This is a genomic window from Paenibacillus sp. JSM ZJ436 (assembly GCF_044383795.1).
GTDB classification, from domain to species: Bacteria; Bacillota; Bacilli; order Paenibacillales; family Paenibacillaceae; genus Paenibacillus_AQ; species Paenibacillus_AQ algicola.
This window is the reverse complement of record NZ_JBISEO010000005.1, coordinates 245261-271331: the sequence shown is the minus strand read 5'-3', so window position 1 is coordinate 271331 and position 26071 is coordinate 245261. Positions and strand designations below refer to the sequence as shown.

General features: G+C 55.0%; 23 protein-coding genes. 15 read left to right on the top strand and 8 right to left on the bottom strand.

The features are described 5' to 3' along the window. Positions 1-60 precede the first annotated feature (60 nt). Positions 61-693, bottom strand: coding sequence for a spore coat protein (locus ACH6EH_RS09310; RefSeq protein ID WP_397332090.1), 633 nt, complete (start codon positions 691-693; stop codon positions 61-63). Between the two features lie 145 nt (positions 694-838). Here ACH6EH_RS09310 and ACH6EH_RS09305 point away from each other — a divergent pair, with 145 nt between their 5' ends. Beyond that, entirely contained in the window at positions 839-1792 is a 954-nt protein-coding gene (locus tag ACH6EH_RS09305; RefSeq protein ID WP_397332089.1) for an arginine deiminase family protein, read from the top strand. On the opposite strand, the gene ACH6EH_RS09300 is transcribed toward ACH6EH_RS09305, so the two are convergent. After that, a complete protein-coding gene (locus ACH6EH_RS09300; protein WP_397332088.1) occupies positions 1785-2546 on the bottom strand; it encodes a YqcI/YcgG family protein in 762 nt (253 codons plus the stop codon). The two genes, ACH6EH_RS09305 and ACH6EH_RS09300, sit on opposite strands and share 8 nt — an antisense overlap. A 215-nt stretch (positions 2547-2761) precedes the next feature. On the opposite strand from ACH6EH_RS09300, the gene ACH6EH_RS09295 reads away from it, so the two are divergent. Continuing rightward, a complete protein-coding gene (locus ACH6EH_RS09295; RefSeq protein ID WP_397332087.1) occupies positions 2762-3364 on the top strand; it encodes a DUF4352 domain-containing protein in 603 nt (200 codons plus the stop codon). Positions 3365-3456: 92 nt separating this feature from the next. On the opposite strand, the gene ACH6EH_RS09290 is transcribed toward ACH6EH_RS09295, so the two are convergent. Further along, on the bottom strand, positions 3457-4011 hold the full coding sequence (locus ACH6EH_RS09290; protein WP_397332086.1) for a hypothetical protein: 555 nt from the start codon (positions 4009-4011) through the stop codon (positions 3457-3459). A 373-nt stretch (positions 4012-4384) separates the two neighbouring features. On the opposite strand from ACH6EH_RS09290, the gene ACH6EH_RS09285 reads away from it, so the two are divergent. The 6 genes from ACH6EH_RS09285 (at position 4385) to ACH6EH_RS09260 (ending at position 10369) form a co-directional block, all read left to right on the top strand. Continuing rightward, positions 4385-5395, top strand: coding sequence for a ThiF family adenylyltransferase (locus ACH6EH_RS09285; RefSeq protein WP_138227452.1), 1011 nt, complete (start codon positions 4385-4387; stop codon positions 5393-5395). 30 nt (positions 5396-5425) lie between these two features. Continuing rightward, a complete protein-coding gene (gene thiE / locus ACH6EH_RS09280; RefSeq protein WP_397332138.1) occupies positions 5426-6058 on the top strand; it encodes a thiamine phosphate synthase in 633 nt (210 codons plus the stop codon). Next, entirely contained in the window at positions 6055-6252 is a 198-nt protein-coding gene (gene thiS, locus ACH6EH_RS09275; RefSeq protein WP_397332085.1) for a sulfur carrier protein ThiS, read from the top strand. The genes thiE and thiS overlap by 4 nt, the downstream gene beginning before the upstream one ends. Positions 6253-6256: 4 nt before the next feature. Beyond that, positions 6257-7063 (top strand): thiazole synthase, encoded by an 807-nt coding sequence (locus ACH6EH_RS09270; protein ID WP_397332084.1) that lies wholly within the window; start codon positions 6257-6259, stop codon positions 7061-7063. Between the two features lie 9 nt (positions 7064-7072). Next, on the top strand, positions 7073-8200 hold the full coding sequence (gene thiO, locus ACH6EH_RS09265; RefSeq protein ID WP_397332083.1) for a glycine oxidase ThiO: 1128 nt from the start codon (positions 7073-7075) through the stop codon (positions 8198-8200). Between the two features lie 207 nt (positions 8201-8407). Then, positions 8408-10369 carry a GTP-binding protein gene (locus ACH6EH_RS09260; RefSeq protein ID WP_397332081.1) on the top strand — a complete coding sequence of 654 codons (1962 nt, stop codon included), beginning with the start codon at positions 8408-8410 and terminating at the stop codon, positions 10367-10369. A 74-nt stretch (positions 10370-10443) separates the two neighbouring features. Here ACH6EH_RS09260 and hprK read toward each other — a convergent pair whose 3' ends face one another. Beyond that, positions 10444-11361, bottom strand: coding sequence for an HPr(Ser) kinase/phosphatase (gene hprK, locus ACH6EH_RS09255; protein WP_138227447.1), 918 nt, complete (start codon positions 11359-11361; stop codon positions 10444-10446). Positions 11362-11528: 167 nt separating this feature from the next. Here hprK and ACH6EH_RS09250 point away from each other — a divergent pair, with 167 nt between their 5' ends. Together ACH6EH_RS09250 and msrA are read left to right on the top strand one after the other, a co-directional pair. After that, a complete protein-coding gene (locus tag ACH6EH_RS09250; protein ID WP_397332080.1) occupies positions 11529-12476 on the top strand; it encodes an SMI1/KNR4 family protein in 948 nt (315 codons plus the stop codon). Between the two features lie 238 nt (positions 12477-12714). Next, a complete protein-coding gene (msrA, locus tag ACH6EH_RS09245; RefSeq protein ID WP_397332079.1) occupies positions 12715-13377 on the top strand; it encodes a peptide-methionine (S)-S-oxide reductase MsrA in 663 nt (220 codons plus the stop codon). Positions 13378-13496: 119 nt separating this feature from the next. On the opposite strand, the gene ACH6EH_RS09240 is transcribed toward msrA, so the two are convergent. Genes ACH6EH_RS09240 through garR form a run of 3 tightly spaced genes read right to left on the bottom strand, consistent with a single transcriptional unit; the run spans position 13497 to position 17224 of the window. Continuing rightward, the gene (locus tag ACH6EH_RS09240; protein WP_397332078.1) at positions 13497-14840 is read right to left on the bottom strand and encodes a GntP family permease; all 1344 of its coding nucleotides are present in this window, start codon (positions 14838-14840) and stop codon (positions 13497-13499) included. 33 nt (positions 14841-14873) lie between these two features. Beyond that, positions 14874-16307, bottom strand: a complete 1434-nt coding sequence (locus tag ACH6EH_RS09235; RefSeq protein WP_397332077.1) for a four-carbon acid sugar kinase family protein — start codon at positions 16305-16307, stop codon at positions 14874-14876. Then, complete coding sequence (gene garR, locus ACH6EH_RS09230; RefSeq protein WP_397332076.1) at positions 16304-17224, bottom strand: 2-hydroxy-3-oxopropionate reductase; 921 nt, start codon at positions 17222-17224, stop codon at positions 16304-16306. The genes ACH6EH_RS09235 and garR overlap by 4 nt, the downstream gene beginning before the upstream one ends. Positions 17225-17512: 288 nt before the next feature. Between garR and ACH6EH_RS09225 the strand changes: the two genes are divergently transcribed. Next, a complete protein-coding gene (locus ACH6EH_RS09225) occupies positions 17513-18124 on the top strand; it encodes a GntR family transcriptional regulator (RefSeq protein ID WP_397332075.1) in 612 nt (203 codons plus the stop codon). A 64-nt stretch (positions 18125-18188) separates the two neighbouring features. Here the strand turns inward: ACH6EH_RS09225 and ACH6EH_RS09220 are convergent, their stop codons facing one another. Next, a complete protein-coding gene (locus ACH6EH_RS09220; RefSeq protein ID WP_397332074.1) occupies positions 18189-18521 on the bottom strand; it encodes a potassium channel family protein in 333 nt (110 codons plus the stop codon). Between the two features lie 149 nt (positions 18522-18670). Between ACH6EH_RS09220 and ACH6EH_RS09215 the strand changes: the two genes are divergently transcribed. The 4 genes from ACH6EH_RS09215 (at position 18671) to ACH6EH_RS09200 (ending at position 26012) form a co-directional block, all read left to right on the top strand. Next, complete coding sequence (locus ACH6EH_RS09215; protein ID WP_397332073.1) at positions 18671-19570, top strand: hypothetical protein; 900 nt, start codon at positions 18671-18673, stop codon at positions 19568-19570. Between the two features lie 118 nt (positions 19571-19688). Beyond that, positions 19689-21869 carry a family 2 glycosyl transferase gene (locus tag ACH6EH_RS09210; RefSeq protein ID WP_397332072.1) on the top strand — a complete coding sequence of 727 codons (2181 nt, stop codon included), beginning with the start codon at positions 19689-19691 and terminating at the stop codon, positions 21867-21869. A 6-nt stretch (positions 21870-21875) separates the two neighbouring features. Beyond that, positions 21876-24929 carry a hypothetical protein gene (locus ACH6EH_RS09205; protein WP_397332071.1) on the top strand — a complete coding sequence of 1018 codons (3054 nt, stop codon included), beginning with the start codon at positions 21876-21878 and terminating at the stop codon, positions 24927-24929. A 36-nt stretch (positions 24930-24965) separates the two neighbouring features. Continuing rightward, positions 24966-26012 carry a HEAT repeat domain-containing protein gene (locus ACH6EH_RS09200; protein ID WP_397332070.1) on the top strand — a complete coding sequence of 349 codons (1047 nt, stop codon included), beginning with the start codon at positions 24966-24968 and terminating at the stop codon, positions 26010-26012. The last annotated feature ends 59 nt before the right edge of the window (positions 26013-26071 follow it).

Sequence of the window (26071 nt, the reverse complement as noted above, 5' to 3'; positions counted from 1 at the left end):
CAGCGTTGCAGGCCTGCATAACGCGCCCGTCTACGATCGTTGTCCGGGTGTTCCCGGACTCTAGTGCATACCTTGTCCCGTTTGCGGGGCCTTGGTGTACCCGTTCAGCATGCTGTTCATATCCTGCTGCATCAGCTGCGGCACCTGATAGTAGCCATGCTTGTTCTGATACAGGAAGATCTCATAGCTCATCTCGATAAAGTTCGGCACACTGTCCGCCATAATGCGGCGCAATACCGGGTTAGTCATCTCCAGCGCGGTCATGGCGAGCAGGGTAGCCAGGGCTTTCGTGTTGCCTAGCATATAAGCCGACAGCCCCTGATCAGACAGCTGATTGACCGAGGCATTCGGCTTCTTCGGCTGGCTGGGCTTGATGCCGTACACAATCTCGTTATTCTGCGTCATTGTATACTGCTGCGTGGGCACTCTTGGGTCCTGCCCTGTGGAGAAGGAGTCTACCATAGTGTTGTAAGCCTGAATGACGAAGCTGTGCTGCCGCTCGTTGATTCCCTTCAGCTCAGGGTCCTGGATGTGCTGCTGGTACATTTGATACTGATCCAGCATATTGATCATGCCGGCCAGCACCTCATGAGCGTCAAAAATCTCATGCCCCCCGTGATTGTTAAACTGCGATGTGCCGGGCTGCATGTTCGGTGTCATGGCGGACTGGGGGTTGTTATTCTGCATATGCATGGATGGTGTGTTCCTCCTTGAGTTGAATGATGTTCCCCTCTATCCTCTCCCGGTTTCACATATCCATGCATGAACATTATGTACATAAAATAACGCTCTTGAGCCACGATAAAAGCAGATCAACTGAAGGAAGGCAGGTCAAATCATGCTACCCACCAAGCCCATTCAGCCCAGCTGCACGTCCGAGCACGGCGAACTGGAGGCCGTGCTGCTATGCTCGCCATCGGTACTGGATGTTCCGGATCTACAAACGGCAGAGGATGTACAATGGAATGCGCCTGTCGATCAAGCCAAGGCTCATGAAAGCTTTGCCAGCGTGCGGGATACCTTACGGGCCGAAGGCGTCCATATTATTGATTATTCTACCGAGCTGACGGAGGAGGAGAGCCAGCTGAGCCGGCAGCTGATCAATCGGTTTTTTGTGCGGGATCTGGCCTGTGTATTCGGCGAAATTATCCTTCCAGGCGAGCCGGGCATCTCTATGCGCCGGCCGGAGTATATCCATGCACACCGGCTGCTGGAGACATGGTTCCCGAAGCAGTTTCACATCACGGCTAACAATAATATGCCTGCCCTGGAGTTTGGCGATTGCCTCGTGCTGAACCAGGATGCCGTCTGGATTAACGTTGGCCTTAGATCCAACATCACGAGTGTAGACGTGATCAAGGATACCCTGTTTCAGGCCGGCTTCTCCGAGATCGGTATCATAGATCTGCCGCGCCGTCCTGATACCCTGCACCTGGATATGAACTGCAATGTGGCTCATGAGGATCTCATTCTGTCCAAAAGCTATGTGCGCTACTTTCCTCTTCATGTGCTGACCCGAAGCGGCGCGCGGTACGAAATGCCGGAGCAATTCCTTAAGCGCCACGGCTTTGAGGTGTACTGGATCAAGGACTGCAAGACCGTACCGGATATTAACTTCCTGAATGTAAATCCCGAGACGCTGCTGATCAGTAAGGATGCACACAAGCAGATGCTGACTCGCCATGACAAGCTGCACAAGAAAAACATTATTGAAGTGGACGTCACAGAGCTCGAAAAAGGCGGCGGAGGCATCCGCTGCATGACACTGCCCCTGGTGCGAAAAGCTACTTGAGAATACGGGATATGGTTTGCTTCATCCGGGTGAACGGGCATTTGGACGGGCTGCTGTTATCATCGCTGAGAAAATATTGCTTCCATTCATGATTGTCATCCTGGCCGTACCATTTCAGATCGGGATGACCGGGGAACCCGTCGTATTCCACCAGACGCTTGCGGATCAGCTGCTTCATCTTGCGACCCAGCACGGTGGAGGCGTTCATCTCATCAAACACCCAGCGGGGCTGAAACGCCAGCAGCATGCCCGGAAAATGACGGCTTCGCCGCTCCACATGCGCCGGGGTCGCGCAAAATGCAAAGTAAGGCTCCCCCTGAAAACAGAACTCCCAGCCCGGATCGGTCGGATCGGTCGGGATGCCTTCGGGCCACTCCCGGGGATCCAGTGAGGTGACCTCATTCAAAAGCTTCCAGAACAGCGACCGATAATCCTCGACAGTGCTATCCTGCAGCAGCTCTTCTGGCGTCTCCACAAATACCGCTAATGAAGCGTAGTTACCGGTGCTGCGGGATATTTCGCCGTAGGCTCCAAGCGCCTGAGCCAGCTGTTGGGCCGAGCCGGGATCCCGGGGATCGCCGATAAATGCGTACCGCAGATGATTCATCAGAAAGCCCTGTCTTCCCGGAATGCAGGGATACGTATTGTCACTGTCCGCAATAATGGAGGCGAAGGATGTGAAGGCTTCCCGCTTCCAGGGAGGCAGGGTGTCCAGCTGCGCCTCCAGCTCTTTTTTATCCACGAGGATTTCCACTTAGTATTCCCTCCTTCTTTATACCGATACGATATTAAGAAGGGGTGGAATGGGTGACTGTCTATACATAGGTTTTTCAATGGGGAGTCGAAACAGAAGATTTGAAATTCACCGAGATAGGAAAAATTTACTGTTGGAGTGCCGAATTCTGTAGTAGACTACCAATGTCAATTTGAACAATGCTTGCTGAATCGCTAGCTAGAGGAGAGGACAACATGATGAAAAAGCTTATACTGCCTATGATGGCGTCTGCTGTTCTGCTTGCAGGGTGCTCGTCCGGGGATACGGCTTCCCTTGAGAAAGAAGTGGAAGATCTGAAACAGGAGGTCGCGGCGCTCAGAGACATCCTCGGCGTCACACCGGTTGTGTCCGCAGGGGGAAGCGGGGACCAGAGTGAAGCCAAAGCTCCAGCCGGAGAGGGTGGATACGTGGCAGGACAGCCTTTTGAATTTGAAGGTGTAACATATACCTTCACGGTAGGTGAGCGCCAATCGCAGTTAAGCGATAAGGTGCCCGCGGATGACGGCAAGGAATTTTATATCGTGAATGCAGACATTCATAATACAGGCAATGAGGACTATGCTTACAGCCAGGCCAGCTTTAGCGTGGTCACCTCATCTGGTGAAATAGAAGGCAATTATGTCTTCATCGATACAAAAGATCAATATGATGAGCTGGGTCATGGCGATCTGGCGCCGAACGGAAAGAAATCGGGATGGATCGCGTTCCATATCCAAAAGGGCGACCAGCCGTCCGAGCTTCGATACGAAACCAGAACCTTTGCCGAGAACAGCAAGTTCAAAGTCCAGCTGCCATAGAACAAGAACCTCCCTTGCGGATGACGGGTCAGAGCGTGAAACCCGGTGCAGGGGAGGTTTTTTCATGCTTCTCAAGGCGCTGTCGCGGGTGACTAGATGCTGAGCATACCGACCAAAGGCCAGATGCTCTTGACGACGTTCATTCCGATCTTGATCATCGGCATATAACGGTTGACCGTATTGAACAGGCCGCCCATGCCGCCCGCCGCGCCTGCTCCAGATGGATTTGCCGTTGCGCTGCTCTCCGGCGTTCCACCGGGATTGCCCTGCGGCGGGCGCCCCGGAGGCCCGAACAGTGGCCCACCGGGGTAGCCCCCGAACGACGGCCCGCCAGGGCGAGGGCTTCCCATTGGCGGGCGCCCGCCGTATCCGAACGGGGTGAGGCCGGGATAGCCGCCAAACATCGGCCCTCCTCCTGCGAAGCCCGGCATTGGACCGAACAGGCCGGAGGTGGATGCGCGTTTCTTTGCGCGTTTCTTCGATTTACGTTTGCGGGGATTGGGGTGTCTCGGCGGGCTTCCCGTGGCCTGAGATAAGGTGACATGCTTCTTGGTTAGTGTCTCCAGGGTTCCGATGCAGTAGCTTCCATCATCCAATAGCAGACAGACCGGCTGCCCGATCCACTGCTTTGCTGCTGTGTACGTCACTACACTTCCTCCTTTCTCGCCAGTACACCGGTTACATGAGCATTTTATTCGAATCAGTGCACACTTGTATGGACGCTTGTACGTAGCGAGCCAAAGGTTGGGCCGCGGCGGCAGCACAATCCTGAGGATAAGGTTGCCAAAATCTCACGGTTTCGTTATGCTACATTTAGAGCTGAATAGCGCGGGTGCTGGATGAAGTCCGGCTGAGATGGGAGCCTTGTGCTCCGGACCGTTCATCTGATCCAGGTAATGCTGGCGTAGAGAAGTCCATTCGAATTGTTCAAGCCATTCGTGTATTCTCGAATGGCTTTTTTTGCATATTTCAGCGTGTAGATCTGCTGCATGAATATCCAGCACAGAAAGGAACATGAGTATGAATGAGCGTTATTCCAGGCAGATGCTGTTCCCGCAGGTGGGTGCTGCAGGTCAGGAGAAGCTGCAAGCCAGCAGGGTGTTGATTGTCGGCATGGGGGCACTGGGCACGGTACTGGCGAACCATATGGTCCGCTCGGGGGTAGGCCATGTACGTATGGTGGACCGGGATTATGTAGAGCCCAGCAATCTGCAGCGGCAGATGCTGTTTGATGAAGAGGATGCGGCGCAGGCGCTGCCCAAGGTGATTGCGGCCCGAAACAAGCTGGCGCGCATCAACTCCGAGATCCAGATTGAGGCCGTATTCACGGACGTAACGCCTGATAATGTGGAAGGGCTGCTGGAGGGAATGGAGCTGGTGCTGGACGGCACGGACAACTTCCAGACCCGCTTTCTGCTGAACGATGCCTGCTTCAAGCAGGGCGTTCCTTTTGTATATGGGGGAGCGGTCAGCTCGCGGGGCATGAGCGCCATTCTGGTGCCGGGCGTTACGCCATGCCTGCGCTGCTTCATCCAGTCCGCGGACTCTGGCGGCCAGACCTGCGATACGATTGGGGTCATCTCGCCCATCGTTGATATTGTGGCTTCCTACCAGGCGGTGGAGGCGCTGAAATATCTCGTCGGGGACACCGGGGCGCGGCGAGAGAGCCTCATTACGATGGACGTGTGGCATAACCAGTACCATGCCATGAAGCTGGGCAAGGCCAGGGAGCAATGTCCATGCTGCGGACTTCATGAATATCCTGCGCTTACGCAGGAGGCCAATACAGAGCTCAGCCTGTGCGGTCGGGAGTCGGTACAAATCTCGGGGCACGAGCCGTTCTCCCTGTCGGTGTGGGAGGAGCGGCTAAGACCTGCCGTGCGTGAACTGAAGGTGAATGAGTACTTGCTGCGGGCGTCGTTAGCCGATGGGGAGCGGCTGGTGCTGTTCGCCGATGGGCGGGTGCTCATTCAGGGAACCGATGATTTGGTTCGGGCGAAGAGTCTGTATGCCCGTTATGTGGGCCATTAAACAATCGTGACAGGGGAGAGGAAGCAAATGATGCCAGATTTCAGGCTGTACGCTATTACAGGCGAGAATTTTCACCCTGGACGGAGCCTTCTTGAGGTCATGGAGGAAGCGATTCAGGGTGGAGCCGATATTATTCAGCTTCGGGACAAGACAAGTCATAAGGATGAGCTGCTGCAAAAAGCGAAGGCGCTGCGGGCACTGACGCGCAAATACGGCATTCCGTTTATCGTGAATGATCATGTGGAGCTGGCTCTTGAAACCGATGCCGATGGCATTCATCTGGGACAGGGAGATATGCCGATCCTGCAGGCGCGTCAGCGGGTAGGGAACAAGATTATCGGCATTTCTACCCATGCGGTGGAGGAAGCGCTGCTGGCGGGACAGCAGGGAGCAGATTACATCGGCGCGGGGCCGGTGTACGCCACACAGACTAAGGCGGACGTGGTGGCTCCGGTCGGACTATCGTATATTCGCGAGGTGGCAGAGAAGAGCCGGGTCCCGTTTGTGGCGATTGGGGGCATTAAGCTGAGCAATGTGGACGAGGTGATCCGTGCGGGCGCAACGCGCATCTGTGCCGTCAGTGAAATTGTCGGCAGTGAGAATGTGGCGGGCACGTGCCGGGCATTCTTGGCCAAGCTGGATCAAGGAGGCCGAGGAGTATGAAGCTGATGATTAACGGCGGCGAGCGTGAGGTGGATGCCCGGACGATGGCGGAGGTGATCGACCGGCTCGGCCTGAGCGGCAAGCCGGTGGTAGCCGAGGTGAACGGCCATGTGCTGGTGGCCGAGGAGTGGGAAGCTTTTCCGGTTTCGCCGGGCATGGTGATTGAGCTGGTTCATTTTGTGGGAGGGGGCTAGAGATATGCTCAAGGATACATGGCGTATTGGAGACTGCGAGATGACCTCGCGCTTCTTTCTCGGAACAGGGCTGTTTCCGAGTCCGTTCGTGCAGCAGGAAGCGATTGCGGCTTCGGGAGCCGAGGTGCTGACGTTTGCGATTCGCAGAGTCAATCTGGAGTCGGTGGAGGATGACTCGATCCTGCAGCATGTGGAGCCGGATTCATTCACGTTTCTGCCCAATACCTCGGGAGCCCGTACCGCTGATGAGGCAGTCCGGATTGCAAGGCTGGCGCGGGCGTCCGGTCTCAGTGACTGGGTTAAGGTCGAGATCAGCGCGAGCGACAAGACCTTGCTGCCAGACCCTATCGAGACGCTCCGGGCGACAGAGCAGCTGGTCAAGGAGGGCTTTACGGTGCTTCCTTATATTTCAGATGACCCCGTCATCTGCCGCAGGCTGGAGGAAGCGGGGGCGGCCGCGATTATGCCGGGCGGAGCGCCGATCGGCACGGGCCTGGGCATCCTGAATCCGTACAACCTGGGCCTGATTATCGAGGAAGCATCGGTTCCGGTCATTGTGGACGCAGGCCTTGGCACCGCGAGCGATGCAGCGCTGTCGATGGAGCTGGGCGCCTCTGCGGTATTGATGAATACGCCGGTAGCGAAGGCTAAGGATCCGGTCGGCATGGCGCTGGCGATGAAGCTTGCGATTGAGGCCGGGCGGCTGGCCTACCTATCCGGCCGGGTGCAGAAGAAGCGCTATGCATCTGCAAGCAGCGGCCTGGAGTCGATGATGCTGAAGCCTGCTTCGGCCGGCGACTTCGGGAGCTAGGAGGACCCCATGAACGATTGGATCATTATGGGCGGCGGCATTGTCGGCTTATCCTGTGCGCTGGAGCTGCGGCTTCGCGGAGCCCGGGTCCAGCTGCTGGAGACCGGAATCTGCGGCGGCCAGGCCTCCGGCGCGGCGGCTGGCATGCTGGCCCCGTATTCCGAGAATCCGGAGTATCCGGATGAGTTCTTCATGCTCTGCCGGGAAAGCCTGAACCGGTATCCGGCCTGGCAGCAGCTGGTGCGTGAGCTGTCGGGCCGCGATTTTGAATATACCGCCTGCGGCAGCCTGTATGCGGTCTATCATGAAGCGGATCTGCTAGGCCTCAGAAGCCGCATGAATTGGCAGCGGGAGTATGGCTCAAGCGCCGTTATTTTGCAGGGAGCAGAGCTGCGGGAAGCGGAGCCCGGCTTGTCGCCTCAAGTGGCAGCCGCGCTGTGGACACCGGAGGAGAGCCATATCTATGCACCGGATTTTGTGGCTGCGCTGAAGGATGCTTGCCTCAAGGCCGGGGTTCTCATTCGGGAGGGCCTGGAAGCGGTGCAGCTGAAGGAATGGGAACAGGGCATCAAGGTAGTGGCCCAAGGTGGAGAAGTCTTTCAGGGAGACCAGCTGCTGGTCTGCACGGGAGCCTGGGCAGGCGAGCTGGCAGATGAGCTGGGCATTCGGATTCCAGTTCAGCCGATCCGGGGACAGATCTGTGCGTATGCCTGGGGAGAGGAGCGCACGCCCTTGCGCCACATGGTGTTCTGCAATCAGGGCTATCTGGTGCAGAAGAGCAATGGGACTCTGGTGTGCGGAGCCAGCGAGGATATTGCGGGGTTCGATACCAGCGTGACGGACAAGGGCATCCAGCGCTTGCTGAAGTGGAACAAGAAGGTGCTGCCTGCTCTGGAGCAGGCCGAGCCGTTCCACCGCTGGGCGGGCCTGCGCCCGTCCACGCTGGATGGCCGCCCGCTGCTGGGCCGCCTGCCCCAGGCGGAGCGCGTGCTGTTTGCGGCAGGACATTACCGCAACGGCATTCTGTTGAGCCCCGTCACCGCGGCACTGGCGGCGGATTACGCGGAGGGCAAGGAAATGCAGGCTTGGCACGAGGCGTTCCGGCCAGACCGGTTTGGAGCAGCCGCCCGGGCTTAGTGAAGCGGTGAACGTTCTTTATAAGGTGGAGAAATGAGGCTCTTGCGTTGCGGAGCACAATCTCCGCCTTTTTTGGCTGTATCGGTACCCCGGGTTCGATATGTCAAGGGTCTCGCTATATTTTACCGACGAATCAGATAAGGCATCCGGGAGCTATGCTATGATTGTCAGGAGCACAACGATATCTGAGGGTAGGTTGAGGTAGCAATGAATCGATTAACCATAGGCATGTTCGCACATGTGGATGCAGGCAAGACCACACTGGCCGAGCAGATGCTGTACCATACAGCGAGTATTAAGGAGCGGGGGCGTGTCGACCATCAGGATGCGTACCTCGACAGCCATGCTATTGAACGGGCACGGGGGATTACGGTGTTTGCCGATCAGGCGATGATGACCTATCAAGGGACGGTCTATGATCTGGTAGACACCCCGGGACACGTCGATTTCTCCCCGGAGATGGAACGGGCCGTGAGCATTATGGACGCTGCCATTCTGGTGGTCAGTGCCGTTGAAGGGGTGCAGGGCCATACCGAAACGGTATGGCAGCTGCTGCATCAGCACGCTATTCCGGTGTTCTTCTTCATCAACAAAATCGACCGGGAAGGCGCAGATGTCGCCCGGGTGATGGACGAAATCCGGCAGCATCTGACCGGGGATGCCCTGCTGCTGAAAGGGCCGCTAGATGACAACAGCCTCAGCGAGTCGGAGGCTCTGCTTGAACAGCTGGCCGAGCGGGATGAGGAGCTGCTGGAGGCGTATTTGGCCGGAGAGCGGGACGGAGCCTTCTGGCTGCAGGCACTTCAAGGCCTGGTGAGGGGGCACCGACTCTTTCCGTGTGTCCAAGGCTCTGCGCTGCAGGATCAAGGGATACAAGAGTTTATAGAGCAGCTTCATCTGCTCGCCACAGCACATTATAACGAGGCGGCCGACTTCGGAGGACGCGTCTACAAGATCCGCCATGATGACAGCGGCATCCGCTGGACGTATATCAAGGCAACGAGTGGGATCCTAGCGGTGCGCGATGAGCTGCGTTGCTGTGTGGAGGCGAGTGATCCGTACGAGAAAGTGACACGTCTGGCAAGAGTTAACGGCAGCAAGCTCCAGATGGTCGAGCAGGTCCGGGCTGGCGAGCTGTTCGCGGCCGCCGGGCTTTCCTGCCCAGCGGCCGGGGATGGTGTAGGCATTGTAAAGGACAAGCTGCATTATGATATGGTGCCGACACTGACCTCCAAGGTAATATTTGAGGCATCGCTGAACGTGAAGGAGGTGCTGCAGGCCTTTTACATGCTGGATGCCGAGGACCCTTCGCTGGCCGTCATCTGGGAGGAGAGCCTGAAGGAAATCCATATTCATGTGATGGGAGTCATTCAGCTGGAGGTGCTGCAGCAGCTGGTGGAGGAACGTTTTGGCTTACGAGTGAGCTTTGGTCCACCGGAAATACTGTACAAGGAGAGTATTATGGAGCCGGTCATCGGCTACGGTCATTTTGAGCCGCTTCGGCATTATGCGGAGGTGCATCTGCGGCTGGAGCCAGGAGCGCGGGGCAGCGGCATCACATTCGAGAGCGTCTGCCATGTCCAGCAGCTCAGCAGCGGGCACCAGAATCTGATCCGGACGCATCTGTATGAGCGGGAGCATCATGGCCTGCTCACTGGCATGCCGCTGACGGATGTGCATATTACTCTGCTGCAAGGAGCCGGTCATCTGGAGCATACCCATGGCGGCGATTTCCGGGAAGCGACGTTCCGCGCGCTGCGGCAGGGGCTGGAAAAAGCGCATAATGTGCTGCTGGAGCCGTATTACGATTTCAAAATCAAGGTGGAGCTCGAAGCCATGGGACGAGTGCTGTCGGATGTTCAGCGGTGCTCCGGCACCTTTGAAGCACCGGAAATGTCGGCTTCCCATGTCGTCATCCGGGGCAGGGTGCCGGTGTCTACGTTTATGAATTACAGCACGGAGCTGGCTTCGTTCACGCACGGCAAAGGGGTACTGCAGCTTCGGTTCGGCGGCTATGGCGACTGTCATAACGAGCAGGAGGTCATTGAGCGCAAGGGCTATATTAAAGAGGCTGATCCGTTGTATACTTCCACCTCGATTTTTTGTGCGAAAGGCAGCGGATATGCAGTTCCTTGGGATGAAGCGGAGGCTAAAATGCACCTGCTGTAGCCACAAAAGCCAAGATGATAAACATCAAAAAACAGCCTCGAGGCAGCAATCCTGCGTTCGAGGCTGTACTTGTTCTACGGCTGCATGCCGTTATCAATCCGGTTCATGAACTCTTCTGCCGCACTGTAGCCCAGCTGCTTCAAATACCAGCTGTTCGCAGCAGCTTCAATCAGGCCGCCGACGTCGCGGCCGGGCTGCAGCTGAATCTCGATGTAGGGAACCTTGACGCCAAGATAATCGCTGTACTTCTGCTCGACCTCCAGCTCATTGTTCAGCGCCCGGTCCTGCCAGGACGTCAGCTCGATATCCAGCACGATGCGGGATTCATCCTGAAAGGCCGTGCGTCCGTATTGCCGCACCACATTAATGAGACCAATGCTGCGCAGCGCGAGAAATTCGCGGGACGTCTCGTTATGAGTACCCAGCAGGGTAGCCGGTCCCAGCTTCTTCAGCACAACAATATCGTCGGCGACGAGCCGGTGACCCCGGCGGATCAAGGTGTGGGCGGTTTCGCTTTTGCCAATGCCTGATTTGCCGCGGAGCAGAATACCGATGCCGGCCACATTGAGGCAGACCCCGTGGATAGAAATTTCCGGTGCGAGCTCCTTCGTCAGATAACGGTCGAGCTTCGCGATAAATTCGGTCGTGGACTCTTTCGTCCGCAGCAGCGGAATGCCTTCCTCCTCACAAAACAGTGTAAGATACGGAATATCCTGCTGATCAGCCGTGACGATAAAGCAGGGTGGATGATAATGAACAATATTCCGGATATGCAGCACGCGCTCCTCCACCGTGAGCGTGAGCAGATAGGTAATCTCCTTGCGTCCAAGCACCTGTACCCGTTCCATTGGAAAAAAATCAAAGTAACCGACAAACTCCAGCCCCGGCCGGTGCACTTTGGAGCGGGCAATGCTTCGGTCGGTATGACCGCTTCCAGCCAAGACCTCCAGTTGAAAGGCGTTGGCCAGGCTCTGAACCGTGATGGATTTCATGGTGACTCCCTCCTGCAGCTTGTCTTTCTTCTCACTTCCCTATATTCCACAGCCAGGACGCAGATTCCTGCCGGGTTCACGTTCTTTGCAGGAGCGGTCCGTGCTGGTCTGGACGGCAGAACATGGTATAATCACAGCAACAGCACTAACATGTAGGAGGCAAAGGGATGAGAGATGAGCTATTGACACAGCTTGAGGACTGGCATGAGGAGGACGAGTTCCAGCGCATTGCAGAGGCTATTGAAGAGATTCCGGCTGAAGAACAGGATTATGAGCTGATCAGCCAGCTCGGCAGAGCGTACAGCAACCTGGAGCGCTATGAGGATGCCATTACCCAGTTTCTGCGGATCGAGGAGGAAGGGCAGGAGGATCCCTTGTGGCATTACCGGATCGGACTGGCCTACTACTATGCGGAGCGCTATGATGAAGCCGAGCAGGCCTTCCGGGAAGCGGACCGCCTGGAGCCGGGCGATGAGGATACGCTGGAGTTTCTGGAGTGGATTGAGCAGGAGCGGGAAGCGTCTGCGGAGCCGGACCTCGGCGAAGAGGAGGCAGAGCCCGCCGAGCAGGCTGTGACAGCCGGAGCTCCATCCTTCCGCACCTATCAGCCGGCGGCTGCGTTGGATCTGGAGAAGGACCCGCTCAGCTTCTGGAACGATGACGCTCCGGCGGCAGAGCTGTACCGATCAGACACTCCCTCAGAGGAGCTGATCGCTTCCGTGGAGGAGGAGCTCGTCTTCAAGCTGCCAGAGTCCTACGTATCCATGATGAAGCTCCACAATGGCGGAGCGCCCCGAAACCGGTTCTACCCCGTGGAGGCTGCGCCGGGACAGGCCATCGAGATCACCGGCATCCTTGGCATCGGACGGGAGAAGAAGCACTCTCTGTGCGGCTCCTTTGGCAGCCGCCATATCATTGAGCAGGGCGGCTACCCTGAAGTCGGAGTCGTGATCGGCCAAGGTCCTTCAGGCCATGATTGCATCATGCTGGATTACCGCGAGACCGGCAATGACGGCGAGCCGGCAGTGATCCATGTGGATCGGGGTCATGGCTATGCGGTGACGAAGCTGGCGGAGAGCTTTGCGGATTTCATCGACAGATGGGCCCGGGGCTAAGCCGAGGGGGATAGAAGCTCCTTATCCTTGCATACACCGTGCGTGAACAATAACAGGCTGTCTCCCAGGGGTTTTAGGTCCCGGGGGGACAGCCTGTCCGCAATTAAGGGGTCAGTACGTCGAAGCGGACAGCTGAAACAGCCGGGCGACCTCTCCGATGCGAAATCGATTTTTCATAGTAACAATACTCCTTGGGTGTACAGGTTCAATACTTTAAGGTGAAGTGGAGGGATGCAGCATGGCGCTGTCACAGGTTGATCATGATGGACGGAAGGATAAAATGCAAGTCGCCCGCTTGGCCATGGGCTGCTTCTGGTCCCCGGAGGCATTGTTCGGTGCGCTGCCAGGCGTCATATCCACCCGGACGGGCTATGCCGGCGGCAAGCTGAAGGGGCCAACCTATCGGCAGATGGGAGATCACAGTGAAAGTGTGGAGCTTCATTTTGATCCCGGCCTGATTTCTTATGAGGAGCTGCTGCATATCTTCTGGAGGCATCATACTCCAGAGGTCATTAATGACTATAAGGGCCGGCAGTACCGCTCTCTGCTTCTGTACAGTGGAGAGAATCAGCGGAAGGCGGCGCTGGATGTTCTGAAGGAGCTGGCAAGCGCAAGCGGCAGAGCGCCTGCAACGGAGCTTCTGCCCTTTGAGGCCTTTTATCCTGCCGAGGATCGGCATCAGAAGTACTATTTGAAGCGATTTCCGGATGCGATGGGTAAGCTGGAGCAGCACTTTGCTTCTCTGGAGGACCTGCAGCGCTCTACGCTTGCAGCACGGTTAAATGGCCTGGCGAAGGGCTTTACGAACCGGGAGCGCATCCTGCTGGAGCTGCAGCAGTGGGATGTGAGCGGTGAGGAGAAGGAGCGGATACAGCGGCTGATTACCTCGATCCGGTGGTAGGTAGCCCTGGAGCAAGGAAGCCTCATTGGCTTCCACGCATAGAAGCAAGCAATGCAAAGCCCCGCGGGACCGCCCTAAGATCATCAGATCCAGGGACGGCCCCGCGGGGCTTGATCGGTTTACAGTCCAGGCAAAATGCCGGAGAACAGGCTAAGGACAAAGACGGTAGCCAGAGCGGTCAGGCCGGCAATGAAGCCGCCGAGTGTCCAGGCTTGAAGCGTCTGCGGCACGGTCAGCTTGCCGAAGCGGCTGACTACCCAGAAGCCGGAATCGTTCGGCAGGGACAAGCCGATGCCGCCTGCACAGATGGCGAGACCGAGCAGAATCGGGGATACGCCCAGATCGACAGCCATCGGTCCGAGGATGCTGGAGGTGGTCACAAGGGCCACCGTCGCGGATCCCAGCGAAGCACGCAGAATTTGCGAGAAGATAAAGGCCAGCAGCAGGACTGGAATGCTCCAGCTCTGCATCGTCTGAATCAGGTAGTCGCCGATGCCGCTCTTGTTAATGACGGCTCCGAACGCTCCGCCGGCTCCTGTAATCAGGATAATGATCCCGGCCGAGTTGATGGCCTCAGAATAGAGGCGGCTGTAAGGAATCGAGATATAAGGGCGGAGCAGGAACAGGGCAGCGAATACACTGATCAGCAACGCGACATTTTTCTCGCCGACGAAGCCGAAGAAGCTGGAAATGGATGTATCCGGCAGCAGCAGCTTGGACACGGTGTTTGCCAGAATGAGTACGATGGGAAGCGCTAACATAAAGAAGCTGAGGCCCGTGCCGATTTCCTTCTTCGGCTGGTCTGCGGGATCGACCGCAATTTCTTCCATGTCTCCGGAATGCTTCATGCGCTTGCCAATCAGCATCCCGTATAGGTAGCCGCCCACCAGTGTGGCGGGAATGGCCACGATGATGCCGTACAGGATGAACAGGCCAAGCTCTGCGCCGGTATTCTCCGCAACGACCAGCGGTCCGGGAGTCGGGGCAATCATGTTATGGGAAACGATAAGGCCGACACCCAGCGCGGTGACGAAGGAAACGATCGTAATGCCGGTCTTGGAGGACAGACTGCGAATCAGGCCGCTCAGAATGACAAAGGCAGCATCAAAAAATACAGGGATCGACACCGCGGTGCCTGTCAGCGCCAGGCCGGCGGGAGAACGCTTCACGCCGAACACCTTCAGCACGGACTGGGCAATTTTCTCCACCGCTCCGGATGCGCCGAGGAACTGGCCGAAGATTACGCCAAGGCCAATCAGAATCCCGACGCCGGTCAGCGTGTTGCCGAAGCCGGTCGTTACGGTGGATGCCACTTCATTCAGCGGCATGCCAATGACAAGAGCAGTTACGAGGGCGACGCTGACGAGCGCGAGAAAGGGCTCGATTTTTAACTTCAGAATGGCGAAGAACAGTGCCGCCAGCGATAACAGGAAAATAACAATGAGCAGGTTACCAGTAACCATGGATAAGCCCCCTTAAATATGAGTCAACGTATATTACGGCTGGTTCGTGCCTTCCAGCATCGCTGCAACATCCCGCAGCGTTGTAACCGCCCCGACATTGCCGGGAAAAATAATGTAAGGCAGATGAGGGAATTTGCTCTCCTCCCCTGTCGTCCATACCGGGATGCCGGGAGCTACCTGCCCGGCTACCGTCGCACGGCGAACGCCCAGGCCATTCGTGCCGATATCACTGGAGGTGATGCCTCCCTTGGCGATCAAGTAACGCGGAGTGACGGCAAAGCGCTGGACAATGGAGGTTACCGCGCGGGAAATATCGACCGACAGCTGCAGCTCCTTCTCCTTCATGTTCTGACCCAGGTCAAGCCGCTCGCGCCGCGTATAAATGACGGTGGTCACACCGGCCTGAACCTTCTCTTCCGCTTCCCGCTGAACACGGTCAATTTCTTCCTGAAAGTCTTCCGGCTCCAGTACGAGATGGGCATCCAGCTCCAGAAAATGCAGAGTGGATAGCTCTTTGAGCTTCTCCAGCTGATCGGTCGTCTTCTGCACATGGGACCCGATCATGATGAGGCCGCCGGTGGAAGCTTCTGGATTTACGAGCTCGGGTGCGGTAAGCAATGGCCGGGATGAGATGTTCCCGATCACCTTGGTGAAGGCTGCCGCTGTGCGGTACAGGAACGTCTTGCCCTGGCGCAATGCGCGCATTAGAGCGATAGTAAATACACGCACGTCCTGCTCCTCAGCGGCATCGACCACGACCTTGTTGAAGCGACTCACATTCATGAGTAGAGACGTGATCTCGTCGATCGCCAGACTGCGGATCATGGAGAGCGGAATCAAGGTGACGTCCTTCGCAGAAAATCGTCCGTCCGTCTTCTCTTCTACATATTCCGCAAGGGAGCTTGAGCGGTAGCCAAAGGTGCGGTCTTTCGCAAATTCGGTTTCGCCCGCCGGAATCAGCTCATCCTCCTGACGTACATAATGCACGCCTTCAAGCGTTAGCCGTCCGCCTTCAAAGAAGAAGGGAAGCAGGATTTCGCCGTCGATAGGATTTCCTTCTCCTTGCAGCGTCTCATACAGCACCTCGGTCTCCAGCGGATAATGTCCTCTCAGCGTGGAATCGCCCCGGCTGATGAGCAGGAAGGGCTGATTCAGCTTGCGGCTGACCGCGGCCGCGCGCTCCGCGATATCCTGATGCACCTGGCGCGTCTCCTCTTCGGAGAAGGCGCGGGAGTTCGTCAGAATAAAGAACAGGCTGCCAGGCTCAAGAAATCCTTGCTCGATCGATGCCTCGCTCCAATCGGTGTACACGGACACGCCGTGCACCGTCTGGACTCCGGTCGGATCATCATCCAGCACGATAATCTGGTGCTTGAAGGAAGAGATCTCTTTCTCCCACAGCGCGTTCACCGCGTCCGGAGAAAGAGAAGGGTAACGGGACAGGGCTGTACTGGCCTGGATCCTCATTGGCTGTCACCGGACACTTGGAAATTGGCAATTTTCTCATAGTATTGGACCAGACCGCCGTGATCATCCGCAGCCTTTCCATCCGCCTTCAGGGAGTGGAACATTTCCAGCACCTGACTGGTGAGCGGTAATGGAACGCCGATGGCATGCGCAGTGTCCATGACGTTCGTCAAGTCCTTCGCGTTGATGTCAATCCGTCCGCCGGCTACGAAATTACGCTCCAGGATGAGCGGCACCTTGGCATCCAGCACGGCGCTTCCAGCGAGACCGCCGCGGATGGCTTCATACATCTTCTGCAGATCAATGCCGGCCTTAGCTGCCAGAATGAGCGCTTCGGACATGGCTGCAATATGGACATTGACCAGGATCTGATTCGCCAGCTTGGCCGTGGTTCCGCAGCCATGCCCGCCAACGAGCGTAATATCCTTGCCCATATGCTCCAGAACCGGCTTCGCCTGCTGGAAAGCGCTTTCCGGGCCGCCGACCATAATGGCCAGCGTGCCGTCTACGGCCTTCGGCTCGCCGCCGCTGACCGGCGCATCCAGCATCTCCATGCCTGCAGCCTGCAGTGCATCGGCAATTTCCTTCGATACGACAGGAGAGATCGAGCTCATGTCTACGACGATGGCTCCCGGCTTCGCGCCGTGAATAACCCCTTGCTCACCCAGGATTACGCTCTTCACATGCTCCCCGTTCGGCAGCATCGTAAAGATCAGCTCACTCTGCTCGCCGACCTCCTTCGGAGAAGCTGCGGCAATAGCACCGCTTGCGGCCAGTTCCTCTACAGCGCTTACATTAATATCGTACACGGTCAGCTTATAGCCGGCGCGGATCAGATGCTGTGACATCGGCTTTCCCATGATGCCAAGTCCAATAAATCCAATTTTCACAGAAACAACCTCCTTGGTACTATCCATAGATTCTGCTTCGAACATATCGTCCGGCAGATTATTTGTTATCGCTTACAATTCTTATTGTACACAAATATAATTATTTTGTATACAAAAATATTTAATAAGTATACATATTTTATTCTGTTAAACATTATGCCCACGCATTATACTGGAAATGACAGGATTTTTTTCAGCTGTATGATTTCCTAAGGTACTCTCTCTTGAGGAATGGTAATAAAGTTCAAGTTCAATGAAGCAGGTTCATCAGAATTGACGATTAAAGAATATAAGATTTAGGAGACGACAAGGCATATGATCAAGAAGTCATCTGTAGCGTTTATGAAAGCCTACGAAATGATCCGGGACCAGATTCTGAACGGCGAGCTGCCGCGAGGCACCAAGCTGATTGAAGAGAAGCTGGCTGAAGAGATCGGGGTCAGCCGCACCCCCGTTCGTGAATCCATCCGCAAGCTGGAGCAGGAGGGCCTGATTCAGCAGAAAAGAGTGGTGAATCCCACAGAAACGGATCTGCGCAACCTGTTTCAGGTCCGGATATTATTGGAAGGCTTTGCCGCGCGCAGTGCCGCGCAATTTCTGGGCGAAGAGGAGCTGGTGGAGCTTCGCAGCTGCGTCGATATCGGACGCCATGGAAGCCCGGAGGAGATTATGACGGCGAACGCGCGCTTTCACGATATTATCGTACAGGCTACGCATAATCCGTTCATGATTGATACGATTGCAAGAATGCAGTCGATCATTTACCTGTTCCGCAAAACGGTGGTGTACCACAAGCGCCCCTTCCTCATTGATGAGCATGAGCAGATCTGTGAGGCGATCTCGTCCCATGACGGCGACCTGGCGGAGCGGCTGATGAAGGAGCATTTGCAGTCGGATCTTGAGTTCTGCATTCATTTATTGAAATAAAAAAACGAAAACGCACCCCGCAAGGCGTGGAGTGCGTTTTGGCTTACACAAAAGAAGGCAAAAGCTACTTTTCAAAACGAGGGTTTTTAATGAGGGCGTATGCCAGATAGCCTGCCATTCCGATGAATAACCCTGTCCCGCTTATAATGAAAAAAATCGTAAACCATTTGCCGAGGGTTGTCACGGGCTCAAAGCTTGGGTGGCCAACGGTGCTCAGTGTAGCAACACAGAAGTACAAAGCATCCAGCGGCTCCAGTCCCTCCTGCTTGACATAAAACAAGGTGCCGGATGCAAGCATAATGATGACCAGAGAACCTAGAATTTGAAAATTTTTCAGCTTTAGCGCATATCTGAAGCCTTTAAGGGTTCGTTTCAGCGTCAAGATAAAAGATAGCATAATCCGTTGTCGTCCTTTCACATGTAATTCATTAGTTTCTATTATATCCGCGAATCCCGTTCCGTTGCACAGAGAACTTCATAGAATAGGTTAGAGAATCGAGAAGTGCAGTCAGCACGGCAATCATAACAGGAAAAGGGTGAACAGACATGCGTAGATTAAGTATCATTTTGAAGTTTTCCCTTGCGATTACGGCATGGTTTGGACTGACCGGGGCGGAGGCGGCCTCCCGTTTTGACCAGTCTACGACGATCTCAACCTGGCTGTGGGACACGGCCACCATTGTAAAGGAAGAGCAGCAGGAGACTGTGATCTCCAATCTGGTGAGCCACCATGTGGATGTGCTCCAGCTTCAGATTCAGACGGATATTCAGCTGGAGGTGTATCAGCGATTTATCCGCAAGGCTCATGCGGCCGGCATTGCAGTCCATGCTCTTGACGGCAGTCCGTATTGGGCGGACCGGAATGGTCCCAAGCTGCAGCAGGCTTTTCTATCATGGCTGACGACATACCAGAACCAGGCCGCTCCGGAAGAAAGGTTCAAAGGCATTCACCTGGACGTGGAGCCATACGGCCATGACAAGTACGAGCAGAAGAAGAACATGCTGTGGACAAACTACCAGACGATGATGCTGACATTTAAGGACTATGCAGACCGGCATGATCTCGTGTTCGAGATTGATATTCCGTTCTGGCTGTATGGCATTCCATATAACAATCAATACGGCAAGGGCAATGTCGCAGAGTGGGTTTGCGGCCATGTGAAGCATATTACAATTATGGCTTATCGGGATACGGCCTTCCTGAATGATGGCGTTGCGGGAGTCGCCGCTGCAGAGATGAAGCTGTTTCGCAAGTATGGGGTACAGGGCATGATTGCCGTCGAGACCGGCAAGCTGCCGGAGGGGAACGACTTCGTGACCTTTTATGGAGATGGCAAGGAATATATGTATGGACAGCTGGAGCAGGTTTACCAGAAATATAAGAAGGATCCTGCCTTCCACGGGATCGCGATTCATCACTATGAAAGCTGGATGGAAATGAAGTAGTTGTTTTCAGAAAAAGTTTGTCAATCTGGTATTAAATGATGTTATGGCATACTTATTCACATCTTCGCATATTGACACCTGAGTCCTACTACCTATAAGATGTGGTAGGAGGTGTCTTATGAAGTCGAAAGCTAGATATATATTATTGATCTTGTCTATTTTTCTGGCAGGGCTTGTCGCTGCCGTTGTCCTTATACCTGAGAGAAATTCAGATGTCACAACCGATGATCAACCCGAAAAGATCCGGTTTCCCTATGTCAGCAAAGTGGAAAACGGTTCTTTTCATGTGCGCACAAATACAGGCTGGGAGCCGTTTTTCGTCAAGGGTGTCAATATTGGGGCCGGCAAGCCGGGCGCCTTCCCGGGTGAGCTGGCGATTACTTATGAGGAATATCTTCGCTGGTTTCAATACATATCAGACATGAATGCCAATACGATTCGTGTGTACACCACGCTCAGACCGCAGTTCTACAATGCACTGCTCGATTTTAACCAGAGCAATGAGGCTGCCGGCAAGGATCCCCTGTACCTCATTCACGGGGTGTGGGTAGATGAGAATGACATCCTGACGATTGAGGATGCGTTTGGCGAAGAAGACAAAATTGTGAATGATGTGATCCGCAGCGGGAAGGAAATCGTAGATATTTTACACGGTGACCGCTATCTGGCTCCAAACAAGGGGCATGCGGATGGAACGTATACATCGGATGTATCAAGCTATGTGATCGGCTGGATCCTGGGGATCGAATGGGAGCCGGCTTTTGTAGTGGGCACAGATGAAAATAATACAGCACGTGACCAATTTAAGGGCAAGCATCTTTTTACAGAGAATGCCTCTCCGTTTGAGATTTTCCTGGCCGAGATGGGCGACGGCATTATGGCCTATGAGCAGGAGAAATATGGAATGCAGCGTCCGGTGGCCTTTTCCAACTGGGTTACCACCGATCCGCTGACGCATTCAAGTGAGCCTTATCCGAACGAGGATTTGGTAGAGGTTAATGTAGAGCATATCAAGACCAAGGAATCCTATGAGACGGGGATGTTTGCATCGTATCACGTGTATCCATATTACCCGGACACCTTTAGCTTTCAGAAGGAATACATTGAATATATGGACGAGCGGGGACAAGCCAACCCCTACCGTGCTTATCTGGAGGACCTGAAGCAGGTGCACAGCATTCCGATTGTCATCTCCGAGTTCGGCATTCCAGCCTCCCGCGGTAAGGCTCATGAGAACAGGGTGACCGGCTTTAACCAGGGCTTTATTGATGAAAAGACCCAGGGCGATATGATTATGCACATGATGACCGATATTCATGATGCAGGTCTCGCCGGAGGCATTGTATTTGCCTGGCAGGATGAATGGTTCAAGCGAACCTGGAATAACAATGATCTGGATCTGCCGGACTCCCGTCCGTTCTGGAGCAACACGCAGACCAACGAGCAGCATTTCGGCCTGATGGCGTTTGACCCGGGCAGCCCGGGCAATGTCGTGGATGTGGACGGAGATGTCAGTGAATGGCAAGGAGAGAAGTCTTTTTACGAGGATGAGCGGCTGAAGCTGTACGTCCGGAGTGATGAAGCTTATATGTATTTTAGGGTGGAAGCCGAGAATTATGATTTTGAGCAGGATACGCTGCTGCTGCCGATGGACACGATATCTGGGCAGGGCAATGACGGGATGAAGGAGATGAAGGTATCCTTCAGCGAGGCCGCGGATTTTGTGCTGCAGATTCAGGGACCGGACAACTCGCGCCTGCTTGTCGATGCCTATTATGACAATTATTATTTCCGCTATGCGGTGCTGACGGATCTGTTAGAAAGACAGGCTGAATATCATGCCAAGAACTCGGGCCTGTTCAATCCCATCTTCCTTGCGCTGAACAAACAGATCAAGATTCCGACAAGCGGAGAAGTTATTCCGTTTACCGGCTATGAGACGGGGAAGCTGCTGTACGGCATCAGCAATCCGGAGCATCCGGAGTATAACTCATTGAGCGATTTCTATTACCAGGACGGCCAGCTGGAGATCCGTATTCCATGGCAGCTCCTCAATGTGATGGACCCTTCGCGCAAAATGATCATGGATGACATGCATGCACGTGGAACCATCGCTTCATTAAAGACAGACAGCTTTCACATTGGCATTGTGCAGCCTGATGAGAATGCCCCCTCGAACGTGCCGATGTCTCGCTATACCTGGGAGGATTGGGAGCGACCTAGCTACCATGAGAGGCTGAAGCCGTCCTATTATATTTTGCAGGAAGGCTTTAAGGGCCTGTCCACGGTAAAGGAGTAGGAAGACATGAAGAACAGAGCCTTCAAGCTTCGTTATATCCTGCTCGCAGTGCTTGTCATTCTGGTTCTTACGCCCTTTGTCTGGTGGCTGCTGAAACCAACCAAGGCGCTGGATGTAGTCGTGGTCAACAAGACCTTCCCGATTCTGCAGGACAGCAAGGACAAGCCACAGCTGGATTATAGCAAACAGCGCGGGCTGTACTGGGTGCTGAATCATCAGCGGATTGACAATCCCAAGACCGGCAAGGCCTACAGCATGGATACGGATTACTCCGGCAATGCCTTGAGCAATGGTAAGCTTGTTCATAAGCCGCTGCAGATCAATAACGTACCCGACATGATCTATCTGCTGGATGCCTACGGCACCGGAGGCTCCAGAGAGAGTGGAGTAGAGGAGCCTGGAATATCCGGTCTCACCCGGGACGAGATCGCTTGGGTATCGAACAGCTACGCCAGAGGCACCACGCTGCTTGGCGAATATAACATTGCCGGTGAGCCGACGAGTGACGCGGTATCCCAGGAGCTGGGCCGCTTGTTCGGCGTGTCCTTTACTGGGATGGCCGGCAAATTCTTCTCGGATTTATCCTCCGAGATCGACGTTCCGGACTGGATCCGCAACATTTATCAGAAGCAGTACGGCAAGGCCTGGTCTCTGAGCGGAGCCGGCATCGTGATCGCCGGCAACGACCAGATTGTCATTCTGCAGCGGGATATCGGGTTTACGGGAAGCTCGCTGCAGGTTGGGATGAACGAGGACCTGAACGGGAAATACGAATCGGAAGCAGTGAACTACTATAACTGGTTCGAAATCGTGGAGCCGGATGCTCCTGAGGATGTGATCGCCTGGTATAGCCTGGACCTGACGGAGGAGGGCAAGAAGCAGCTGGAGCCTTACGGGCTGAAGGGAACGTTTCCCGCCATCGTAGACCGCCGCGAAGGGGCACAGCGCTCAGTGTATATGGCAGGAGACTTCTCGGATTACAGAGGTCCGGATAAGCTGCATGGCTTTATCGGGGCAGCACCCTTGTACAAGCTCTTCAGCATTGAAAGTGAAGGGGATTTGGGTTACTTCTACTGGCGCTTCTATGTTCCCTTCATCACTAACGTGATGGAGGAGATCGAGGCTCAAGAGGAGCCCCAGTCCTTTGTCGTCAAGGCAGATGAAGCCTCCGGCGTGAAGCTGGTTTCCGCCATTGAGGAGGGCCAATTCTCGGTCTACCGAAACGGAGTATGGGAGAAGAGGCACATCCAGGGCGTTAATTTAGGCTCAGGCATTCCTGGCTACGCTCCGGGCACTTTCCCGGAGGATGCTGCTTTTTATACCGAGTGGTTTCAGCAAATGGCGGATATGAATGCCAATACGTTGCGCGTGAAGGACCTGATGCCGCCTGTTTTCTACCGGGCTCTGGATAATTTCAATGTCAGCCATCCGGATCAGATGCTCTCTCTAATTCAGAACATATCACTTGCGTCCGATCCGGCTCCGCAGGATGTCTTAAGTAAGGAGGAGCAGGGTGCGTTCCAGCAGATCATGGAGAACACGGTACATGCTCTGCATGGCAATCATGAAAGCTCGGGTTCGAACGAGACAGAACGTTATAGTAATGATGTGTCAGGTTATGTCCTTGCCTATACGCTGGAGCCGGCATGGAGCAAGAGCTCGGTAGCAGCTGCCAATACAGCGCATGCCGGCTACACCTATGAAGGTGACTTCATGTATTCAACGGATGGAGCGACGCCGATCGAAGCCTGGCTGGCTTCCATGCTGGACAAGCTGGCAGGCGTAGAGCTGCAGCAGTACGGCATGCAGCATCCATTGGCAGTCGTGCTAAACCCGGAGCTGGATCCGGTGTATGTCCGTAAGGCCGGGCTTACGTCCACGCCTGACGGACAGGTGGAGCTGGACCATATAGGCACCACAGCCCAATTCAAGGCACAGTTGTTTGGTGCCTATAATATTTATCCATCTAAGCTTGAGGAGGACGGCAAAGCAGGCTTCTTTGCAGGCTATCTGAATGACTTGGTGAAGGAAGAGGACCGCTATCACATCCTAGTCAATGAATTTGGAATTCCGACCACGAACGGCATCACGGAAGAGGATCAGGGCCGGGAGCTGGCGGATATGATTCAGAGCATTCAGGATAGCGGAGCTCTGGGTGGACTCGTTTACGAATGGGCAGACGAATGGGGAAGCAGCAGTCCGGACACTGCGCCGTACATGATTCCCAAGAAGCGGGGAGCGTTGTGGCATAACACGGACGATCCCGCGCAAAATTACGGCATTGTGGCGATGGAATCGGATCGCAATGTGCCTTTGACCTTGAATCTGAAGGGCTCAGGTCCGCTGGATTCTATAGGCATGGGTGCGGATGAATCGTATTTCCATATTCAAGCACAGTTCAAGCAGCTGCCGGATTGGGACAAGCAGCAGCTCATGATGTATATCGACACGATCGACCGCAAAAAAGGCGAGTATATGCTGGAGCCAAACGTCAATGAAAACTGGTCAGGGACTGAATTTAAGCTGGTCATCCCGCAGCCGGATCAAGCTGAGCTGCTGGTGATCCCTACGTACAACAAGAGCCGCGGCACTTATTTTACAAAGGTTACGACAGACGGCATCTTTGAGCGGCTATCACCGCTCCCGGATCAGGGAGCTTCCGCTCGCGCCAAAGATCTGTCTGTCCTTACGGCAGGCAGCTTCGAACGAGGGGATACGCATCTAAACCTCCAGGAGAACACTTTGAAGGTAAGAATTCCATGGGCCCGGCTCAATTTCACCGATCCTTCCAGCCTGCTTGTGATCAGTGACGAGCAGCAGCAGGGAGTGCCGGGATCGGATGAGGCTATCTCCGTCAAGATGACGGATGGCATGGTAGTTTCACTGGTGGTCATGGACAAGCAGACACGTAAGGTAGAATATCAATTTCCGGAAAGTGTCACCTCACAGGGATACCGCACGTTCACCTGGAAGACCTGGGATGTGCCCCAATACACCGCTCGAAGCAAGAGCAGCTATGAATGGATTCGTGAGGCATACCAGGATGAACTCAGTCCCTGAAGCGGCTGAAGAGGAGCGGAGAGAGAGGCGGTAGGAGTGAGAGAAGCATTTATATTACTGTGGATATCTTCCGGGCTTGTCATGGTCTTTTTCATAGCCATTGTTCTTATGTGGATGAGCGCGCATCATCGAATGAAGAAGGAGCAGCAGCTGAGTGCAGTCTTTGAACAAGAGCTGAACGAGCTGCTTAACGGCAAAGTACGGGAGTCACGAATCCGGACCGGCGAGTGGAGCCGGCTGCTCCGCGGCAAGGCATTCCGCTACGAGCTGCTGATCTCCTGTCTTGCCCGCAGAGGGGAAGACGAGCTCTACAAGCACCAGGAGCTGCTGTATACGTTCTACGACAAGGTCGGTATTATAGATTTCTTGGAGCGGCGGCTGCACTCGAATCAGGAGCATCTGCAGGCGCTCGCTTGTCAGTATATTGGTGATCTGCGGCTGAAGTCATTCGGAGACGAGATGTCGAGGCTGTCTTCAAGCAAGAGCAATCATGTGGTGTATCATGTGCTGCTGGCCCTGGCCAAGCTGGGAGATCTGGAGCGCTTGTCGGGTACGCTGGTGAAACAGTCCTCTACCCTGTCACTGTCGTTCCGCACTCTGCTGGAGGTACTCTCCGAGTTTAAAGGCTCCAAGCGGGACCTGTTCAAGCTGACGCTGGATCAGAGTGATGATTATCTGAAGAGCATCCTCATTAAATCCGCGGCCGATGAACAGCTGGAGGGCTTGGAGGAGTATTATCTGGAGCACCTGAACAGCAGCAATATCAATCTGCGCATTGCTTGTATCCGAGCTCTCGGCGGGTGGAAGGATTCCTCCATAGAGCCGGAGCTTGTCCGGCAGCTGGAGGACCCGGCCTGGGAGGTTCGAGCGGCGGCGGCCAAGAGCCTGGAGGGCACAAGGACACGCGCTAGCTTGCAGGCGCTGGTCCAGGCGACTGGCGACTCTGAGTGGTGGGTCCGGCATAACGCCGCCAAGACGCTTGCAGCTTCACCGGATGGAGAAGAGTATGTTCAGCGCATTATTAACGGCGAGGACCAGTTTGCCCGTGAAGCAGTTATCGGTGTAATGGAGATCTCTGTATAACGATCAACATGACGAATAGGGAAAGTTGGTAGCGATCTAATGTATTATTTCTGGAAGTT

Excerpts from the sequence above, each read along its gene's own strand:
- ACH6EH_RS09260 (WP_397332081.1), top strand. The coding sequence starts at position 8,408 with ATGAATCGATTAACCATAGGCATGTTCGCACATGTGGATGCAGGCAAG.
- hprK (WP_138227447.1), bottom strand. The coding sequence starts at position 11,361 with ATGAAATCCATCACGGTTCAGAGCCTGGCCAACGCCTTTCAACTGGAG.
- ACH6EH_RS09215 (WP_397332073.1), top strand. The coding sequence starts at position 18,671 with ATGCGTAGATTAAGTATCATTTTGAAGTTTTCCCTTGCGATTACGGCA.
- ACH6EH_RS09285 (WP_138227452.1), top strand. The coding sequence starts at position 4,385 with ATGAATGAGCGTTATTCCAGGCAGATGCTGTTCCCGCAGGTGGGTGCT.
- garR (WP_397332076.1), bottom strand. The coding sequence starts at position 17,224 with ATGGATAGTACCAAGGAGGTTGTTTCTGTGAAAATTGGATTTATTGGA.
- ACH6EH_RS09220 (WP_397332074.1), bottom strand. The coding sequence starts at position 18,521 with ATGCTATCTTTTATCTTGACGCTGAAACGAACCCTTAAAGGCTTCAGA.
- ACH6EH_RS09235 (WP_397332077.1), bottom strand. The coding sequence starts at position 16,307 with ATGAGGATCCAGGCCAGTACAGCCCTGTCCCGTTACCCTTCTCTTTCT.
- ACH6EH_RS09305 (WP_397332089.1), top strand. The coding sequence starts at position 839 with ATGCTACCCACCAAGCCCATTCAGCCCAGCTGCACGTCCGAGCACGGC.
- thiE (WP_397332138.1), top strand. The coding sequence starts at position 5,426 with ATGCCAGATTTCAGGCTGTACGCTATTACAGGCGAGAATTTTCACCCT.
- ACH6EH_RS09225 (WP_397332075.1), top strand. The coding sequence starts at position 17,513 with ATGATCAAGAAGTCATCTGTAGCGTTTATGAAAGCCTACGAAATGATC.
- ACH6EH_RS09210 (WP_397332072.1), top strand. The coding sequence starts at position 19,689 with ATGAAGTCGAAAGCTAGATATATATTATTGATCTTGTCTATTTTTCTG.
- thiS (WP_397332085.1), top strand. The coding sequence starts at position 6,055 with ATGAAGCTGATGATTAACGGCGGCGAGCGTGAGGTGGATGCCCGGACG.
- ACH6EH_RS09295 (WP_397332087.1), top strand. The coding sequence starts at position 2,762 with ATGATGAAAAAGCTTATACTGCCTATGATGGCGTCTGCTGTTCTGCTT.
- thiO (WP_397332083.1), top strand. The coding sequence starts at position 7,073 with ATGAACGATTGGATCATTATGGGCGGCGGCATTGTCGGCTTATCCTGT.
- ACH6EH_RS09205 (WP_397332071.1), top strand. The coding sequence starts at position 21,876 with ATGAAGAACAGAGCCTTCAAGCTTCGTTATATCCTGCTCGCAGTGCTT.
- msrA (WP_397332079.1), top strand. The coding sequence starts at position 12,715 with ATGGCGCTGTCACAGGTTGATCATGATGGACGGAAGGATAAAATGCAA.
- ACH6EH_RS09310 (WP_397332090.1), bottom strand. The coding sequence starts at position 693 with ATGCATATGCAGAATAACAACCCCCAGTCCGCCATGACACCGAACATG.
- ACH6EH_RS09270 (WP_397332084.1), top strand. The coding sequence starts at position 6,257 with ATGCTCAAGGATACATGGCGTATTGGAGACTGCGAGATGACCTCGCGC.
- ACH6EH_RS09240 (WP_397332078.1), bottom strand. The coding sequence starts at position 14,840 with ATGGTTACTGGTAACCTGCTCATTGTTATTTTCCTGTTATCGCTGGCG.
- ACH6EH_RS09250 (WP_397332080.1), top strand. The coding sequence starts at position 11,529 with ATGAGAGATGAGCTATTGACACAGCTTGAGGACTGGCATGAGGAGGAC.